The organism is Salinarimonas rosea DSM 21201 (genome assembly GCF_000429045.1).
Classification (GTDB): domain Bacteria; phylum Pseudomonadota; class Alphaproteobacteria; order Rhizobiales; family Beijerinckiaceae; genus Salinarimonas; species Salinarimonas rosea.
Window position 1 is genome coordinate 81,346 of record NZ_AUBC01000007.1, and the last position, 17,724, is coordinate 99,069.

The 17,724-nt window shown below is 72.7% G+C and carries 17 protein-coding genes and 1 tRNA gene; 8 read left to right on the forward strand and 10 right to left on the reverse strand.

Annotated features, from left to right (window positions below):
- Positions 1-29: 29 nt before the first annotated feature.
- The 5 genes from G407_RS26220 to hemA all read right to left on the reverse strand — a co-directional run bounded on the left by G407_RS26220 (position 30) and on the right by hemA (position 5,085).
- Positions 30-626, reverse strand: a complete 597-nt coding sequence (locus tag G407_RS26220) for a TRAP transporter small permease subunit (protein WP_052341052.1) — start codon at positions 624-626, stop codon at positions 30-32.
- Between the two features lie 33 nt (positions 627-659).
- The gene (locus tag G407_RS0106930) at positions 660-1,760 is read right to left on the reverse strand and encodes a TRAP transporter substrate-binding protein (RefSeq protein WP_052341053.1); all 1,101 of its coding nucleotides are present in this window, start codon (positions 1,758-1,760) and stop codon (positions 660-662) included.
- 202 nt (positions 1,761-1,962) lie between these two features.
- On the reverse strand, positions 1,963-3,249 hold the full coding sequence (locus G407_RS0106935) for a 3-phosphoshikimate 1-carboxyvinyltransferase (protein WP_052341054.1): 1,287 nt from the start codon (positions 3,247-3,249) through the stop codon (positions 1,963-1,965).
- Positions 3,250-3,647: 398 nt separating this feature from the next.
- A tRNA-Thr gene (locus tag G407_RS0106940) sits at positions 3,648-3,722 on the reverse strand.
- A gap of 133 nt (positions 3,723-3,855) precedes the next feature.
- The gene (hemA, locus tag G407_RS0106945) at positions 3,856-5,085 is read right to left on the reverse strand and encodes a 5-aminolevulinate synthase (RefSeq protein WP_029030232.1); all 1,230 of its coding nucleotides are present in this window, start codon (positions 5,083-5,085) and stop codon (positions 3,856-3,858) included.
- A 200-nt stretch (positions 5,086-5,285) separates the two neighbouring features.
- Between hemA and G407_RS32025 the strand changes: the two genes are divergently transcribed.
- Together G407_RS32025 and murA are read left to right on the forward strand one after the other, a co-directional pair.
- Positions 5,286-5,456 (forward strand): hypothetical protein, encoded by a 171-nt coding sequence (locus G407_RS32025; RefSeq protein ID WP_169728768.1) that lies wholly within the window; start codon positions 5,286-5,288, stop codon positions 5,454-5,456.
- Between the two features lie 85 nt (positions 5,457-5,541).
- Positions 5,542-6,831: a UDP-N-acetylglucosamine 1-carboxyvinyltransferase gene (gene murA, locus G407_RS0106955; RefSeq protein ID WP_029030233.1), complete on the forward strand. Its 1,290-nt coding sequence runs from the start codon at positions 5,542-5,544 to the stop codon at positions 6,829-6,831.
- Here murA and G407_RS0106960 read toward each other — a convergent pair whose 3' ends face one another.
- On the reverse strand, positions 6,832-7,101 hold the full coding sequence (locus tag G407_RS0106960) for a helix-turn-helix domain-containing protein (RefSeq protein ID WP_245259033.1): 270 nt from the start codon (positions 7,099-7,101) through the stop codon (positions 6,832-6,834). It lies immediately after the preceding gene.
- Between the two features lie 25 nt (positions 7,102-7,126).
- Entirely contained in the window at positions 7,127-7,513 is a 387-nt protein-coding gene (locus G407_RS0106965; RefSeq protein WP_029030235.1) for a type II toxin-antitoxin system RelE/ParE family toxin, read from the reverse strand.
- Positions 7,514-7,734: 221 nt separating this feature from the next.
- On the opposite strand from G407_RS0106965, the gene G407_RS0106970 reads away from it, so the two are divergent.
- From G407_RS0106970 to G407_RS0106995, 6 genes are all read left to right on the forward strand, one after another.
- Positions 7,735-8,118 carry a DUF5367 family protein gene (locus tag G407_RS0106970; protein ID WP_029030236.1) on the forward strand — a complete coding sequence of 128 codons (384 nt, stop codon included), beginning with the start codon at positions 7,735-7,737 and terminating at the stop codon, positions 8,116-8,118.
- Complete coding sequence (gene mmsB / locus G407_RS0106975) at positions 8,115-9,005, forward strand: 3-hydroxyisobutyrate dehydrogenase (RefSeq protein WP_029030237.1); 891 nt, start codon at positions 8,115-8,117, stop codon at positions 9,003-9,005. The genes G407_RS0106970 and mmsB overlap by 4 nt, the downstream gene beginning before the upstream one ends.
- 85 nt (positions 9,006-9,090) lie before the next feature.
- The gene (gene ygfZ / locus G407_RS0106980; RefSeq protein WP_029030238.1) at positions 9,091-9,981 is read left to right on the forward strand and encodes a CAF17-like 4Fe-4S cluster assembly/insertion protein YgfZ; all 891 of its coding nucleotides are present in this window, start codon (positions 9,091-9,093) and stop codon (positions 9,979-9,981) included.
- Positions 9,982-10,051: 70 nt separating this feature from the next.
- Entirely contained in the window at positions 10,052-10,879 is an 828-nt protein-coding gene (locus G407_RS0106985) for a MipA/OmpV family protein (RefSeq protein ID WP_029030239.1), read from the forward strand.
- The gene (locus G407_RS0106990; RefSeq protein ID WP_029030240.1) at positions 10,876-11,493 is read left to right on the forward strand and encodes a DNA-3-methyladenine glycosylase I; all 618 of its coding nucleotides are present in this window, start codon (positions 10,876-10,878) and stop codon (positions 11,491-11,493) included. The genes G407_RS0106985 and G407_RS0106990 overlap by 4 nt, the downstream gene beginning before the upstream one ends.
- A gap of 4 nt (positions 11,494-11,497) precedes the next feature.
- Positions 11,498-12,106 (forward strand): HD domain-containing protein, encoded by a 609-nt coding sequence (locus tag G407_RS0106995; protein WP_029030241.1) that lies wholly within the window; start codon positions 11,498-11,500, stop codon positions 12,104-12,106.
- Positions 12,107-12,133: 27 nt separating this feature from the next.
- Here the strand turns inward: G407_RS0106995 and G407_RS0107000 are convergent, their stop codons facing one another.
- The 3 genes from G407_RS0107000 to G407_RS0107010 all read right to left on the reverse strand — a co-directional run bounded on the left by G407_RS0107000 (position 12,134) and on the right by G407_RS0107010 (position 17,544).
- On the reverse strand, positions 12,134-14,833 hold the full coding sequence (locus G407_RS0107000) for a TIGR02302 family protein (RefSeq protein WP_084327367.1): 2,700 nt from the start codon (positions 14,831-14,833) through the stop codon (positions 12,134-12,136).
- Positions 14,834-14,938: 105 nt separating this feature from the next.
- Positions 14,939-16,648: a glycoside hydrolase family 13 protein gene (locus tag G407_RS0107005; protein WP_029030243.1), complete on the reverse strand. Its 1,710-nt coding sequence runs from the start codon at positions 16,646-16,648 to the stop codon at positions 14,939-14,941.
- A complete protein-coding gene (locus G407_RS0107010) occupies positions 16,645-17,544 on the reverse strand; it encodes a S49 family peptidase (protein WP_029030244.1) in 900 nt (299 codons plus the stop codon). Before G407_RS0107010 ends, G407_RS0107005 begins: the two co-directional genes overlap by 4 nt.
- Positions 17,545-17,724: the final 180 nt, after the last annotated feature.

The following is a 17,724-nucleotide window of genomic DNA, read 5'->3' on the forward strand; positions in this document are numbered from 1 at the left end:
GGCCCGCGGGCCCGCGCCAGTGTGATGGGTCAGGTCTCGGTCGCGCGGCCGCCGTCGACCGGCCGCGGTGTGCCGAAGAGGAAGGCGGTCACCCGCGTCAGGCGCGAGAACGCCGCGAGCCCCAGGAAGGCGAACGCCGTGATGATGAAGGACTTGATGAACCAGCGTGCGGGAAGCCCCCCGGGAGCCGGGGAGGTCTCGGCGAGGTCCCACGAGCGCTCGACGAACGGGAGCCCGTAGGCGATCACCACGTAGATGAAGGGGCCGACGAACAGGAGGAGCCCGCCGAGCTCGACCCAGGCGCGACGCCGGTGCGACCAGTGCTCGGCGACCACGTCGACCCGCACGTGCCCGTCCATGAGCAGCGTGTAGGACAGGCCCATCATGAAGCCGATCGCATAGAGGTGCCATTGCAGCTCCTCCAGCGCGACGAAGTTCGTGCCGATCGCGTAGCGCAGGACGACGTTGCCCACGATGAGCACGATCAGGATCGCCCAGATCCACGAGAAGGCTTCCCCGATGACGCGCACGAGCGCGTCGAGCGGGCGGGAGATCGCCGTCTCGGGCAGGGAGAAGGCGGCGGCCCCGGCCGCCGCCCCCTCGGGCGTCACGTGGAGATTGGCCACGGGAAGGACCTCTCGATCAGGTCGAGGACGCGATCACTGGTCCTGGACGATGTTGTTGTAGGCCCAGTCGCGCGGCAGGTAGCCCTTGGCGTACCACTCGGCGTGCTCGCGCTGGAAGGCGCGCATCGAGTCGTGCACCTTGCCGAACTGCGCGTCCTGCTCGGAGAGACGCGCCATCACGGTCTGCGTGGCGTCCCAGAACGTGTCGAGGAAGTCGTCCGACCAGGTGACGAGGTTGACGCCCTGCTCCTGGAAGCGCGACAGCACCGCGCCCTGCAGCGCCTCGGCCTTGGCCATCGCCATGGTGACGCCGGCGGTGCAGGTCGTCTCGATGAGGGCCTTGGTCTGGTCGTTCAGCTCGTTCCAGGCGTCCAGGTTCACGTAGAGGAACTGGTTCGTGGAGGGCTGGTGCCAGCCGGGCAGGTAGTAGTACTTCGCGACCTGGAAGAAGCCGAGCTGCTCGTCGACGGTGGGCAGCGAGAACTCGGTCGCGTCGAGGACGCCGGTCTCGAGCGCCTGGTAGAGCTCGCCGCCGGGCAGCAGCGTCACCGACATCTGGAGCTCCTGCATGATCTCGCCGCCGACGCCGGCGGCGCGGAACTTGAGGCCCTGCAGGTCGGAGACGGCGGTGATCTCGTTGCGGAACCAGCCGGACGCCTCCGGGCTGATCGAGCCGCACAGGATCGGGTAGACGCCATGGGGCTCGAAGGTCTCCTTGAGGAGCTGGTCGCCCTCGCCGAAATACATCCAGGCGATGAAGCCGGGGCTGTCGAGGCCGAAAGGCGTCGCGCCGAACAGCGCCGAGGCCGGCACCTGGCCGCGCTCGTAGCCCATCCAGGAATAGCCCGCGTCGATGTTGCCGAGCGAGGCGTTCTCGAAGATCGTCAGCGGCGGGATCAGGGTGCCCGGCTCCATGACCTGCAGCGTCACCTCGCCGCCCGAGACCTTCGACACCGCCTCGGACACCCACGGCATCGTGTCGCCGAGCGCGGTCAGCGTCGAGGCGAAGGACATCGGGATCTGCCAGCGGACGCTGTCGAATTCCGCTGCGGCGTCGCGCGGGGCGGCCAGCAGAGCGGTCGCGGCGAGCGTGGTGACGAGCGCGGTCGTGCGCAGTCCGGCTTTCTTCGTCATGAAGGCGTTCTCCCATTCGTGGATGCACGTCGCCGCCGCCGATGGCCGGCGGATGCTCTTGTGGCGTTCGGGCGCGCGCACGGGTCCCGGCCGACCCCCCGAGGGCCGGACGTGCACTATGCTAGCCCCAGCCATGCATGGGATTCAAGGCGCATTCCGCTGCGCCTACCCTAGCCGAAAGTCTAAGGAGCCCGCCGCCGCGTCATTCCGGCCGCAGCACGACGCCGAGCCGGGCGAGGTCGCGCCAGTAGCGGGGATAGGTTTTTGCCGTGCAGGCGGGGTCGAGGATGGTGACGCCGGGCACGCGCAGGCCGACCAGGGCCATGCTCATGGCGATGCGGTGGTCGGCGTAGGTCTCGATCCGCGCCGGCCGCGCGGTCGCGGCGAGATCGGGATCGCCGGCGACCACGAGATCGTCGCCCTCCTCGCGGGCGAGGCCCGGCCGCACGCGGGCGAGCTCGGTCGCCATGGCGCGGATGCGGTCGCACTCCTTCACGCGCAGGTTGGCGATGCCGACGAACCGCACCGGCGTCTCGTTGAAGGCGGCGAGCGCGGCCAGCGTGGGAACGGCGTCCTGGATCTGGGAGCCGTCGATCGTCTCCGGGAGCCGGGGGAAGCGCGCGATCAGGTCGTGCGCGGCGGCGTCCGGCTGGGTCATGTCGGCGGGGGCGACGCCGAGGTCGATCGCCCCGCCGGTGAGCTGCTCGGCGGCCCAGAGATAGGTCGCGGCGGAGGCGTCGGGCTCGACCCGGTAGGCGCAGGCGCGGTAGCCCGTGGGAGAGAGACGCCAGCGGCCGACGTCCTCCTGCAGGACCTGTGCGCCGAAGGCCCGCATGGCGGCGAGCGTGAGGTCGACGTAGCCGCGCGCGCCGATCGCGGCGCCCGCGAGCGCCACGGTCACGGGCCGGTCGTTGCAGGCGGCCGCCATGAGGAGCGCCGAGACGTACTGGCTCGAGAGGCCCGCGTCGATCGTCACCGCGCTCGCCCCGAAGGCGCCGCGCCCGCGCACGGTCACCGGCGGGCGGCCCTCGGTGTCGCGCGCCTCGACGCCGAGCGCGCCGAGCGCCGCCGTGAGCGGCCCGATCGGCCGCTTGCGCATGTGGGCGTCGCCGTCGAGCACGACCGTGCCGTCGACGAGCGCCGCGGCGGCGGTGAGGAAGCGCATGGCGGTGCCGGCGTTGCCGAGGAGGAGCGGCCCGTCGGGAGGGGCGAGGCGGCCGGTGCCGGACACGACGAAGGTCGTGGCGCCGTCGTCCTCGTCCTGGCGCACGGGCACGCCCATGCGGCGCAGCGCCTGCGCCATGTGTCCCGTGTCGTCGCTGGCGAGCGCGTTCCGCAGGACGCTCTCGCCGCGAGCGAGGCCGGCGAGGAGGAGCGCGCGATTGGTGATCGACTTCGACCCCGGCGGCACGACGCGCCCGACGAGCGGCCGGCCGGGAGGCACGATCGCGACGGCGGGCGCGTTCGCGACATCCCGAGACGACTCCATGGCGGTCCTCCTAGCGCAGCGGGGGCGGCCGCCGCCCGCGCGCGGGCGGGAGGGCGGACGGCATCCGGAGGAGGGGCTTTGGCGCCGAAGCGCCGGCGCGTCAAGCCTGGGCTCCGGCTCGCCGGTTCCGCTCCGTGCCCGGCGGTCGGATGGTCGGCGGGTCGGACCGGACGATCGGGCGCCACACCACGGATCGGCTTCGGTGGTTCTCGCCGCTCGCCCCGGCCACGGATCGTGTCCCCTCGCGGGATGACGCCGACGAAGGACCGGGGGCAGCCGCAGGGATGCCGACCGCTCCGCGGGCTCCAACGGGTCCGAGCGACGCGCCTCGCTTGCACGTGTCCGCGAGCCGCGCATGTGCCGGGCGGGCGATGCTGACCAAAGAGAAGCAGAGGCGCTGGTGCTGCCGGAGAGGATTGAACTCTCGACCTCTCCCTTACCAAGGGAGTGCTCTACCACTGAGCTACGGCAGCGAACGCGGCGCGTGCGCCCGCGAGGGGCGTGGCGGCGTCGTGGGGTGCATAGAGGATCGCGGAGGGGGACGCAAGGCGGAAATCGCCGTCCGATCCCGGTGCCCTCCCGACCGTTAACCCCCGTCCGAAGCCGCTATTCGGCCGCCTGCGCCCGCATCTCGAAGGCGAGCCCGAGCGCCGACCAGACCTCGACGAGCGCGTCGCGGAGGTGGCGGATGTCGGCCTCGGCGTGGAGCGGCGTCGGCGTGATGCGCAGCCGCTCGGTGCCGCGCGGCACGGTCGGGTAGTTGATCGGCTGGATGTAGATGCCGTGGCGCTCCAGCAGGCGGTCGGAGGCCGCCTTGCAGGCCTCGGCGTCGCGCACCATCACCGGGACGATGTGGGTCGGCGTCGGCATCACCGGCAGGCCGGCCTCGACCAGGACCGCCTTGGTGCGCGCCGCCTGGCGCTGCTGGCCCTCGCGCTCCGAGCGCGACTGCTTGAGGTGGCGCACCGACGTGGCGGCCGCCGCGCAGATCGCCGGCGGCAGCGCGGTGGTGAAGATGAAGCCCGGCGCATGCGAGCGCACCGCGTCGATCACGGCGCTGCGGCCGGCGATGTAGCCGCCCAGCACGCCGAAGGCCTTGCCGAGCGTGCCCTCGATCACGTCGATGCGGTCCATCACCCCGTCGCGCTCGGCGATGCCGGCGCCGCGCGGGCCGTACATGCCCACCGCGTGGACCTCGTCGAGGTAGGTCATCGCGCCCCAGCGCTCCGCGAGGTCGCAGATGCGGCCGATCGGGGCGACGTCGCCGTCCATCGAGTAGACGCTCTCGAAGACGACGAGCTTGGGCCGATCCCCGGCCTCGCGCAGCAGCTCCTCGAGGTGGGCGAGGTCGTTGTGGCGCCAGATGCGCTTCTCGCAGCCCGACCCGCGCACGCCCTCGATCATGGAATTGTGGTTGAGCGCGTCCGACAGGATCAGGCAGTCGGGAATGAGCCTCGCGATGGTGGCGATGCCGGTCTGGTTCGAGACGTAGCCCGAGGTGAAGACGAGCGCGGCCTCCTTGCCGTGCAGGTCGGCCAGCTCGCGCTCGAGCCCGACGATCGGATGGCTCGTGCCGGAGATGTTGCGGGTGCCGCCGGCACCGGTGCCGCAGCGCTGCGCCGTCGCCGTCATCGTGGCGATCACGTCCGGGTGCTGGCCCATGCCGAGGTAGTCGTTGGAGCACCACACGGTGATCTCGCGCGGGCCGCCCGGCGCGCCGTGCCAGGTCGCGCGCGGGAAGCGGCCGGCGATGCGCTCGAGATCGGCGAAGACGCGGTAGCGCCGCTCGGTCTTCAGGGAGGCGACGGCGCTCTCGAAATAGTGCGTGTAGTCCATGATCTCACCGGGGGACGAACGGGCGCGGGGGATGCGAGCCGGCACGATTGAGCCTCAGAATGCACCTATCTGCCTTGACGTTGATCAAACCGTCCAGGGCTAATATAGCCGCAGGACGCGCCGATGCACGGCCGGTGCGGCGCCGTGACCGCCCCCTCCTCGGCCCCGCCCGCGGATGTGGTCGCCGACGGAGGACGAGCATGGCCGACGACGAGCGCGCCGCGCGCCTCAAGGCGGCGCTGCGAGAGAACCTCAAGCGCCGCAAGGCGCAGAGCCGCGCCCGCGCGTCCGACGACGCCGGGCGGGACGATGCCGGCGCGCCGCCCGCGCCGGACCGGGAGCCCGACCGGGACCCCCGGTCCGAAAATTGACACGGTCGTGTTACCTTTCCTTCAACCATCCGCCCCAGGTTCTCCCGTGCGCAGCCGCGCACCCGCATGTGGGAAGAGACAATCAATGGATCGTATCGTCATCACGGGCGGCGCCCCGCTCACCGGCGTCCTGCCGATCTCCGGCGCGAAGAACGCGGCGCTGCCCCTGATGATCGCGAGCCTGCTCACGGGTGACACGCTGGAGCTCGCCAACGTGCCGCGCCTCGCGGACGTCCAGCTCCTCCTGCGCATCCTCGGCAACCACGGCGTCGACCACACGGTGGTGGGCCGCCGCCCCGGCGAATCGGCCGAGACCGGGCAGACGCTGCGCCTGTGCGCGTCCACGATCATCGACACGACCGCGCCCTACGAGCTCGTCTCGCGCATGCGCGCCTCGTTCTGGGTGATCGCGCCGCTCGTCGCGCGCTTCGGCGAGGCGCGGGTGTCGCTGCCGGGCGGCTGCGCCATCGGCACGCGGCCGGTCGACCTCCTGATCCTCGCGCTCGAGCGGCTCGGCGCGCAGATCGAGATCGAGGCGGGCGACGTCGTGGCGCGCACGCCCAAGGGCCTCAAGGGCGCCGAGATCGTCTTCCCGAAGGTGACGGTGTCGGGCACCCACGTCGCGATGATGGCGGCCGTGCTCGCCAACGGCACGACGGTGATCGAGAACGCCGCGCGCGAGCCGGAGATCGTCGACGTCGCCGATTGCCTGAACAAGATGGGCGCCAAGGTCTCCGGCGCCGGCACGCCCACGATCGTGATCGAGGGCGTGCCGCGCCTCGGCGGCGCCCGCCACGAGGTCCTGCCCGACCGGATCGAAACCGGCACCTACGCCATGGCGGTGGCCATGGCCGGGGGCGACGTGCTGCTCGAGAACGCCCGCGCGCCGCTGCTCCAGAGCGCCCTCGACACGCTCGTCCAGGCCGGGGTGACGATCGATCCGACGAACGCGGGCATCCGCGTCGCGCGCAACGGCGCGGGCCTCGATCCCGTCGACGTGACGACGGAACCGTTCCCCGGCTTCCCGACGGACCTCCAGGCGCAGCTGATGGCGCTGATGACCCGCGCCAAGGGCACCTCGCGCATCCGCGAGACGATCTTCGAGAACCGCTTCATGCACGTGCAGGAGCTCGCCCGGCTCGGCGCACGGATCCGCCTCGACGGCGACCTCGCGACGGTCGAGGGCGTCGAGCGCCTGCGCGGCGCGCCGGTGATGGCGACCGACCTGCGCGCCTCCGTCTCCCTCGTCATCGCCGGCCTCGCCGCCGAGGGCGAGACCACGATCAACCGCGTCTACCACCTCGACCGCGGCTTCGAGGCGCTGGAGGCGAAGCTGACGCGCTGCGGGGCGCAGGTGGAGCGGGTGCGGGGGTGATCAGAGGATCGCGTCGATCCCCTTCTTGTCCGCCAGCGCGAGGAGCTTAAGGGAGGGGCCACTCGGCCGCTTCTCGCCCCGCTCCCACTTGCTGATGACGGAGGTCTTCACGTTCAGCGCCAGCGCGAACGTGGCCTGGCTCATGTTGGCTGTTTCGCGAATGCGCTTGATGTCCGTCGGTTCCAGCTCGCCGACCGGCGTCAGGCATGCGAGGTCGAAGCGACGCATGGTCGCCTTGTCGATCCCGCCGACGCGATGGATCGCCTCCATCGCCTTGTGCACCGAGCGGAGCCGGTCACTCCGATAAGTCTTCGTCATTGTCGATCTCGATCCATTCGAGTTCATCCATGAGCCGGTCGACGGTCTCGTTCGAAAGCGCCGCCATCTCCTTGGCGGCGTCGCGGTAGGCCTCGGTCTCAAGCTTCGTCAGGCTCGCCGTCTCACTCTTCGAGAACAGGTCGAGGAATACGGCGCGCGTGCCGATCATATGGCAGACGATCGTGCGATACGCCTTCGCTTTCCCCTTGCTCTCCGAGGCGACGCGCTGCTTGATCAGGAACTTTCCGATCCTGGCGTCGATCTGCCCCGCTTCCGCCCGGCGAATCACACCGCGCAGGTCACCGTCGGTCAGCCTCGCCTTACGTGCGAGGCGAGCGAACTCCTTCGTCTTGAAGATCCGCATGTCTGAAGTCCCGTAGCGTCGGGCGTTGCGCCCTTCCACCAACCAGTGCCATTCCGGCCTCCATGGTTCTCATGGGTCTGATTCCGGATCTCCGGGGCCACGCTCATTCCGAGCGGCAACACCATCAAACTATGACACCAGGGGGTATACTGCAAGGGTCCATCGCGAGCCACTGCCGTGGCAAGGTATCCAGATTTCACTCGGAACAGGAGCCACGATCCATGCGCCCCCTCTTCCTCGGCCTCCTCCTCACCGCCGCCCTCTTCGCCGTCTTCCATTATGCCGGCCCGCTGTTCTTCCTCGACACGACAGCGGCCTTCCAGGCGAACTTCGTCGCCGGTGGCGTGCTCGGCCTCGGGCTCGGGCTGGCGACGCCCCTCCTCGCCGGGCGTCCGCGCACGCGGGCCGTGCGCGCGGCGGCCTTGATCCTCGTGCCTCTTCTGCTCGTGATGGCGGCGGTGACCTCGCATTTCGCGGTGTTCTTTCCCGCGCTCGATCCGGCCCTCGACAAGGTCTTCGGCTCGTGGATGCTGTGGGTGGCCGGCTTCGCGCTCCTCGGGGCGCTCGCCGTCGAGACGAGACGCACACGGGGAGAGACGACATGACCACGATCGCCTTCATCGGGCTCGGCAACATGGGCGCGCCGATGGCCGGAAACCTCGTGGGCGCCGGGCACGCCGTCGTCGGGTTCGACCTCGCGCCGGCGGCGCAGGAGGCGGCCCGTGCCGCCGGCGCCACGATCGCCGCGAGCGCGGAGGAGGCGGTCGCGGAGGCCCAGGTCGTCGTCACGATGCTGCCGGCCGGCCGCCATGTGCGGGCGGTCTGGGAGGCGATCCTGCCGGCCTGCGCGAAGGGCGCGCTGCTGATCGACTGCTCGACGATCGACGTCGACAGCGCGCGCGCCGCGCACGCGCTGGCCGAGGCGGCGGGCTGCCTCTCGCTCGATGCGCCGGTCTCCGGCGGGGTCGGCGGCGCGAGCGCGGGGACGCTCACCTTCATGGCCGGCGGCTCGGAGGCGGCGTTCGCGCGGGCGAAACCGGTGCTGGACGCGATGGGCAAGAAGGTCGTCCATTGCGGCGGGCCCGGCGCCGGCCAGGCGGCGAAGATCTGCAACAACATGATCCTCGGCATCTCGATGATCGGCGTGGCCGAGGCCTTCGCGCTCGGCGAGAAGCTCGGCCTCTCGCACCAGGCGCTGTTCGACGTGGCCTCGACCTCGTCGGGGCAATGCTGGTCGCTGACGACCTACTGCCCGGTGCCCGGGCCGGTGCCGACCTCGCCGGCGAACAAGGGCTACGCGCCGGGCTTCGCCGCCGACCTGATGCTCAAGGACCTGCGCCTCGCCCAGGCCGCGGCCAATGCCGCGGGTGCCGCGACGCCGCTGGGGGCGGAGGCCGCGCAGCTCTACGCGCTCTTCGCCGGGCAGGGGAACGGCGGGCGCGACTTCTCGGCGATCGTCGAATGGCTGCGGGGGATGGGCGACCGCGCGTGACGCGACGCCTTGAGACGGGACACCCGCGCGCCTAGATCGGGACTGCCCGAGCTGCGCCGCAGCTCCTCGCCCTGGAGCGTCGCCCATGCCCGTCGTCCATCTCGCCGACCGCGCCCCGATCGAGGTCTCGGGACCGCAGGCGGCGCCCTTCCTCGACGGGCTCGTGACCTGCGACATCGACGAGCGGTCGGACGGGCCGCCGCTGTTCGGCGCGCTGCTGACGCCCCAGGGCAAGATCCTGTTCGACTTCGTGATCCACCGCGCACCCGGCGCCGAGGGGCCGACGCTGCTCCTCGATACACCCGCCGCGGGGGCGGCCGATCTCGCCAAGCGGCTCGGCTTCTACAGGCTGCGGGCCAAGGTCGCGATCGCCGACCGCTCCGCGGAGCGCGCCGTGATCGCCGGCTGGGACGTCGCGCCGCCCACCGGCGCGGACGTCGTCGCGGGTCCCGACCCGCGCCTGGCCGCGCTGGGCTGGCGCGCCGTCGTCACCGTCGCGGAGGCGTCGGCCCTCGCGGACGCGGACCCGGACGCCTTCCACGCCCGGCGCATCGCGCTCGGCGTGCCGGAGGGCGGGCGGGACTTCGCCTTCGGCGAGACCTTCCCCCACGAGGCGCTGATGGACCAGCTCGCCGGCGTCGACTTCGCCAAGGGCTGCTACGTCGGCCAGGAGGTCGTCTCGCGCATGCAGCACCGCGGAACGGCGCGCACCCGCATCCTGCCGGCCCGCTATGCGGGCGGCGTCGCGGCGGCACCGGGGACGGAGATCCGCGCCGGCGAGCGCACGATCGGCACGACGGGAAGCGCGGCCGGTGGTCGCGGGCTCGTGATGGTGCGCCTCGACCGCGCCGCCGACGCGATCGCCGCCGGCACGCCGCTGACCGCCGGCGGGCAAGCGCTCACGCCGGAGCGGCCGGGCTGGATCTCCTTCGAGACGCCGGAAATCGAGGCGCCGGCGGGCGGGGCGGCCACTTAACGAATCCTTGACGGATCCGCGCCAATCCTCTTGATCTCTCCCAGCGTCGCGTTTCCGGAGACCCGCACCCATGCCCGTACGCCCGCTCGCGCTCCTCGCCGCGACCGCCCTCTCCGCGGCACTCGTCGGCCTCGCCGCCACGCCCGCGTCCGCGCTGGAATTCCTGCGCGGGGACTGGACCGTGACGATCGGCGCGCGCGGGGCGGCCGTGCCGGTGTTCGAGGGCTCGGACGAGATGCGCTTCCGGCCGCTGCCGATCTTCTCCGTGCGCCGCGCCGGCACGCGGTCGAGCTGGAAGGCGCCCGACGACGGCCTGCGGCTTGGCCTTCTCCAGCACGATCGCCTTCGCGTCGGCGTCTCCGGCGGCTTCCGGGGCGCGCGCGACGATGACCAGTCGAACGATCTGCGCGGGCTCGGCGACGTCGAGTGGGCGGGCGAGATCGGCGTCTTCGCCGAGATCTGGGCCTCCGACGTGCTGCGCCTGTCGGTCGACGTGCGCCAGGGCTTCAACGGGCACGACGGCATCCTGGCCGATCTCGGCATCGACTGGGTGGCGCGCCCCGAGCCCGCCTGGACGCTCTCGGTGGGCCCGCGCGTGCGGCTCGCGAGCGACGACTACATGGATACCTATTTCGGCGTCACGCAGGCGCAGTCCGTCCGCTCGGGGCTGCCGGTCTACGATCCCGACGCGGGCCTGCGCTCCATCGGCCTGCTCGGCTCGGCGCAGGTGCAGCTGACGCAGTCCTGGACGGCGCTCGGCTACGCCCGCTACGACCGCCTGATGGGCGACGTCGCCGATGCGCCGCTGGTGCGCTTCCGCGGCTCGCGCGACCAGTTCGGGGCCGGCGTCGGCCTGTCCTATTCCTTCGACGTCTCGCCCTTCGGGCCGCGCTCGTGACGGCCGACGGGTCGCTCGTCCGCCACGCGGACGGGCACGACCGCTGCTGGTGGCCGGGCACCGACCCGCTCTACGTCGCCTACCACGACAGCGAATGGGGCGTGCCGGAATACGACGACCGCGCCCTGTTCGAGAAGCTGATCCTCGACGGCTTCCAGGCGGGCCTGTCCTGGATCACGATCCTGCGCAAGCGCCCGCACTTCCGCGAGGCCTTCGACGGGTTCGCGCCGGACGCCATCGCCCGCTGGGACGAGGCGAAGGTCGCCGCGCTGATGGCGGACCCGGGCATCGTGCGCAACCGCGCCAAGATCGAGGCGACGATCCGCGGCGCGCGGGCCTGGCTGGCGATCCAGGAGCGCGGCTCCTTCTCCGCCTTCCTGTGGGACTTCGTCGACGGGCGCCCAGTGCAGCCGAACCTGGGCACGCGCGCCGAGGCGCCCACCAAGACGCCCGCGGCCGAGCGCATGGCCAAGGCGCTCAAGGCCGAGGGTTTCGGCTTCTGCGGCCCCACCATCGTCTACGCCTTCATGCAGGCGACGGGCATGACCAACGACCACCTCGTCGGCTGCTGCCGCCACGCGGCCTGCGCAGCGCTGGCGCAGCCGCCGCGCTGAGATCATGGCGCGGAGGGAGACGGCCCCGCGCGCGTGGCAGCGCATGCTCTCGGGCCGGCGCCTCGACCTGCTCGACCCGTCCCCGCTCGACGTCGAGCTCGACGACATCGCCCACGGCCTCGCCCGCGTGGCGCGCTGGAACGGTCAGACCCGCGGCGGCCACATCTTCTCGGTCGCGCAGCACTCGCTGCTGGTCGAGGACGTCGCGCGCCGCCTCGCGCCCGACGCGCGCGACGACGAGCGGCTCGGCGTGCTCCTGCACGACGCACCGGAATACGTCATCGGCGACATGATCTCGCCCTTCAAGGCGGTGATCGGCGACGTCTACAAGGAGGTCGAGGCTAGGCTGCTGGCGGCGATCCGCCTGCGCTTCGGCCTGCGCGCGACCCCTCCGCAGGCGCTCGTCAAGCTCACCAAGCGTGCCGACCGCACCGCCGCCTACCTCGAGGCGACACGCCTCGCCGGCTTCGCCGACGCGGAGGCCCGCACCTTCTTCGGCACGCCCGAGGGCGCGCCGAGGGACGTCGCCGCCTGGCTCGAGCCCTGGCCGGCGAGCGAAGCGCAGGCGCGCTTCGCGGCGCGCTGCGCCGAGCTGGCGGCGCGCTGCGCGTAGCTTGGGGGCGCGGGTGACGCCGCCCCCTCAATTCTGCCGCAGCAGCCGCTCGAAATAGTCGAGCTCGTCCCGGGGGCGCGTCGGGTCGCCGAGCTTGTCGCGCAGCTCCTCCATGATGCGCCGGGCGCGCTGGGCCGCGCTCTCGCCGGCCTCGGGCACGCGCACGTCGCCGTCGGAGAAGTCGCGCCCGCGGGTCGGGCGGCCGAGGGGGTCGTCGGCCCTGGCGTCGGCGCGGCCGCGCTGGCCGGGGCGGCCCGGCTGGCCGGCCTGCTCGCCCTGGCCCTCGCCCATCATCTCCTGCATCTGCTGGGCCATGCCCTGCATGCCGCGCTGGAGACCCTCGAGCGCCCGGCCCTGGTCGTCGACCGCCTGGCCCTGGTCGCCCTCGCCGAGCGCCCCCTCGGCGTCGCGCATCGCCTGCTCGGCATCGGAGAGGCCCTCTTCGCCCTCCATGCCGAGCTCGCGCATGGAGCGCTGGAGATCCTGCAGCCGCTCGCGCAGCGCCTGCTGGCGCTCGGACAACGAGCCGCCCTGCTGTCCCTCTTGTCCCTGCTGCCCCTGTTGCCGCTCCTGGCCTTGCTGCCCCTGCTGCCCGTCCTGGAACGTCTCGTCGCGCAATTCGCTCTGGCCGCGCATCAGCTCGTCGAGCTCGTTCATCTGGCGGTCCATCTCGCGCGCCATCGGGTCCGACATGCGGCTGTCGGGGCGCGCCGTCTGGAGGTTGCGCATGATATCGCGCAGCTGGTTCATCAGCTCCTCGGCACGCGCCGTATCGCCCTCGCGCATCGCCTCCTCGAGCGCCTCCATCATGCGGTCGAGGTCCTGGCGCGAGAGCGTCTGCGTCTCGGCGTCCGGCGGCAGGTCCGCCTGCTCGCGGTTCTGCTCCTCGCGCATCATCTGCTCGGCGAGCTCGCGCAGCATCCGGTCCATCGCCTCGCGCAGCTCGGCCATCAGCTGGTCGATCTCGTCCTGGGGCGCGTCGCGCTCCATCGCCTCCTCGAGCCGCTCGGCGGCGGCGATCGCGTCGCGCTGGGCCTGGCTGAGGTCGCCGTCCTCGATCTGGACCGCCATCTCCCACAGCCAGTCGGCGAGCGCCACGAGATCCGCGTCGTCCTCGGCCTCGCGCAGGCGGCTCGACGCCGCGCGCAGGCCGAGGAAGACGCCCCATTCCGGCGTGAAGCGCGCCGGCTCGATCAGGAGTGCGTCGAGCGCGACCTGGACCCGGCGGCGATCGTCCGGGGCGAAGACGAGGTTGCGGCGCTGCTCCACGAGCGCGCGCGCCAGCGGGTCGAAGAACGGGCGCTGCGGCAGCGTCGTCGACACGGTCTCGCTGCGCCCCTCCTGGCCGGCGTCGTCGGTGGCGACGAGCGCGAGGTCGATCGGCGCACCGGCCCAGTAGTGCTCCGTGAGGTCGATCTCCTCGGCGACCGGGCCGTCGGCGGCGGCGGACGGGACCGGGAGGTCGAGCGTCGGCGGCGGCACCAGCGTGCGCCCGACCGGCGCACCCTCGCCGCGCCGCACGTCCCCCCGCCTCATGTCGCCCCGCCGCACGTCGCCGACGACGCGGGCGATGCCGTAGTCGTCGCCGCCCTCGTAGCGCAGGGTCATCACGCCCCGTTGGCCCGGCTCCGGCGGCCCGGCGAAGCGGATCGTCGGCGGCGTGTCGGGGATCGCCTCGAGCGAGAGGATCCCGTCGGGCACGAGCCCCGTGCGCACCGACAGCTCGCCGTCGCCGTCGAGCCGGAAGCGGCTCTCGACGATCGCCGGCGCGGCGAGCGCGGCCCCGGCCGGCGCATCGCCGACGGCGACGGGCGTGCGGGCCGGCTTGTCGTCCTCGATCGCGACGAGGCCGCCCACCGCCTCGATCTGCGCGTCCGCGCGCCCGGCGACGCGCACCACCACCCGCGAGCCCGCGGGCACGCGCACGTGGGCGCCGCCCGAGGCGAGGTCGATCATCAGCGGCGGGCGGCGGGTATAGAGCGGCGGGTCGATCCAGCCGTCGATCCGGTAGTCCGGCGCCGCCGGCAGGGGCGCGCGCCAGTCGAACGCCGCGCCGACGCGCGCGCCGATCTCGGGACCCGCGACGAAGGCGCTCGCGGCGAGCACGAGCACGCCCGCCCCGCGCAGGGCGTAGCGGTCGCGCCGCGCCATTCCCGGCCGCGGCGTGCCGGCCCTGAGCGCGCCGAGCGCACGCTCGGCGCGGGCGCGATGCAGCGCCCAGAGCGCCCGCGAGCCCTCGTCGCCGGCGCCGATGGCGAGGCTGTCCTCGAAGGTCGAGGCGGGGCGGTGCGGAAGACCCGAGGAGCGGTCGAGCCGCGCCAGCGCCGCGGCGCGCCCGATGCGCCCGCCGGGCAGGGCGAGCCGTGCGAGCGGCACGAGCGAGACGAGGAAGGCGAGCCCGAACAGCCCCGCCCCCGCCATGCGCCAGGTCGGCGGCACGCCGATCCAGAGACCGAGCCATGAGACGGAGAGGAAGGCGATGGCGACCGCGAGCGGCGCCCACAGCGCTGGCCAGGCCCGCTCCCACAGGAGCGCGAGGCCGGCGCGGCGCACGAGCCGGTCGAGCCGCGCGCGGGGATCGGCGGGATCGCGGTCGGGGCGAGCGCGGGAGAACAGGCGGAGGGACCCCGCGCCGCCCGAGCGGCTCGCGCGCGTGCGAGGCGCCGCGGCCGCGGGCTCCGAGCCGGGCTTCTTGCCGAGCCGGACCGGCTCGCGCTCGTCGCTCATGCGCACCTCAGTTCCCGCGCGCGCCGCGAGGCGCGCGTCACCCCCGCATGAAGGAGCTTAGGCCGGCATCGTTCCCGCGCAAAGCGGGACGAATGCGCGCGCCCCTCACGACCCCGCGAGGCGCCAGATCCGCGATTCCCAGGGGCCGAGCGCGACCGTCGCGCCCAGCCGCTCGCCCTGCGCCGGCACGCAGCCATCGACGAGGACGAGGTCGGCGCCCGCGAACCCGTCCGGCACCGCAAAGGACGCGTCCTCCCCCGACATGGCGAGCGCCACGAGGCAGGCGTCGGCACCGATCCGCCGCTCGTAGACGAACAGGCGCGGGTCGTCGGGCAGATGGTCGCGGAAGTCGCCGTAGACGAGCTCGGGCCGCGCCTTGCGCAGCGCGATCAGCCGGCAGTAGGCGTGGTAGACGGACGCGTCGTCGTCCCGCGCGGCCGCCGCGTTGACCTCGCGGTGGTTCTGGTGGACGTGGAACCAGGGCGTGCCCGTGGTGAAGCCGGCGTTGGGCCCGGCGTCCCACTGCATCGCGGTGCGCGCATGGTCGCGCGAGGTCCGCCGGAGATTGTCGAGGAACTCCGCCGCGTCGACCTTTCCGGTCTCGACCCAGTCCCTCCAGGCGCCCTTGCCCTCGACGTCGTCGTAGTCCTCGATGCGGGCGAACGGATAGTTCGTCATGCCGATCTCGTCTCCCTGGTAGACGATCGGCGTGCCCTTGAGCGTGAGCGTCAAGGTCGCCAGCAGGCAGGCCGAGCGCACGCGCCAGCGCGGCCCGTCGTCGCCGAAATGCGAGACGAGGCGCGGGTTGTCGTGGTTCGACAGCGACACCGCCCGCCAGGCGGTACGGCCGAGGTGCCGTTCCATGTCGGAGAAGACGCGCTTGAACGCGGGCAGCTCCACGGGCTTCCAGCGCCACATGCCCGCGCGGTCGATGCGCACGGCGTCGAAGTGGATGAGCATGTCGAGCGGCCCCGACCCCTCGGCCACGAGGCGGGCGGCCTCCGGCAGCGTCACGCCGAACGCCTCGCCCAGCGCGACCTTGTCGGCGCCCCGGTAGACCTCCCGTCGCATCTGCGAGAGGTGCTCGAACAGGCGCGGGCCGCTCGCATGATAGTATTCCGGCGCGTCGCGGTGCTCGGGCGGGTAGTCGGGGAAGGCGTGGTCCTTCGAGACGAAGGCGATCACGTCGAGGCGAAAGCCGTCGACTCCCTTGTCGAGCCAGAAGCGCATGGCCTCGAAGATCGCCGCGCGCGCCGGCTCGCTCTCCCAGTTCAGGTCCGGCTGCTTCTCGTGGAAAAGGTGCATGTACCATTCGCCGGTCGCCTCGTCGCGCGCCCAGGCCGAGCCGCCGAAGAAGGAGCGCCAGTCGTTGGGCGGCGCGGCGCCGCCCTCGCGGCCGGGACGCCAGACGTACCAGTCCCGCTTCGGGCTCTCCTTCGAGGCGCGGCTCTCGACGAACCAGGCGTGCTCGTCGCTCGAATGGTTCACCACCATGTCGACGACGAGCCGCATGCCCCGTGCCTTCACGGCGGCGAGCAGCGCGTCGAAGTCCGCCATCGTGCCGAACTCCGCGCCCACCGCGCGGTAGTCCCGCACGTCGTAGCCGTTGTCGACGTTGGGGCTGTCGTAGTGCGGCGAGAGCCAGATCGCGTCGACGCCGAGCGCGGCGATGTGGTCGAGGCGCGCGATCAGGCCGGGGATGTCGCCGATGCCGTCGCCGTTCGAATCCTGGAAGGAGCGCGGCCAGACCTGGTAGACCACCGCCTCCTTCCACCAGTGGCGGACGTGGCCGTCGACGGTCTCGCCCGCCGTCACAGCCCGAGCCTCGACCAGAGCGCGCGCTCTTCCAGTGCGGCGAGCGCCGAGCGGGGATCGACGAGGCCGCTCCCCAGCGCGCTCGCCAGCCCCTCGAGCGGCGCCTCCTGCTGCGGCCCGCGCCGCAGGACCTGGGCGAGGATGCCCGGCCGCGGCGGCTGGACGAGACGCAGCCGCACTTTCTCCCCGAGCTTCTCGCGCATGATCGTGCGGATCTCGCCGAGACCGTCCACGAGGCCGAGCGCGCGGGCGTCCTCCCCGGCCCAGAAGGCGCCGGAGAACAGCTCCTCCTCCTGCGCCAGGTCGAGCCTGTCCCCTCGGCGCTCGCGCACGAGATCCTTGAACCCCGTGAAGATCCGCTCCTGGATCGTGCGCAGGCGGGCGACGTCGGCGGGGTCCTCGGGCTCGAACGGGTCGAGGATCGCCTTGTTCTCGCCGGTCGTGTAGAGCCGCCGCTCGATGCCCCAGCGCCCGATCAGCTCGTGGAAGCCGAAGCCGCCGGAGACGACGCCGATCGAGCCGACGATCGAGTTCGGGTCCGCCCAGATCTCGTCAGCCGCGCAGGCGACCATGTAGCCGCCCGACGCCGCCGCGTCCTCGCAGAAGGCGTAGACGGGCAGCTTCTTCTCCGCCGCCAGCAGCCGGATGCGCCGGAAGATCAGGTGCGACTGCGTGGGCGAGCCGCCCGGCGAGTTGACGAGGAGCGCCACCGCCTTGGCGCCGGGCATGGAGAAGGCCTTCTCCAGCGCCGAGGCGACGCCCTGGAAGCTCAACCCCTGCCGCAGCCCCACACCGACGCCGATCGCGCCGGCGAGCCGCACCACCGGCACGAGCGGATGCTCGGCGCGGAAGCGCGGCGAGACGAGGAAGCGCAGGCGTTCGGCGAGGGAGGGCACGGGCGGTCTCCGGGTCCGGGTGAACGGGCGGGGAAGAGGACGGGATCTCCGGCGCAGTCGCCGGCGCGGCCGCGGGCGAGGCCTCGCGAAAGGTAGGGGTCGCGCCGCGGGGGGACAAGCGCCGGCGACGCCGCGCGGTTCTCCGGAGGGCCTCGACCGCGGCGGACGGGATGCTTGACA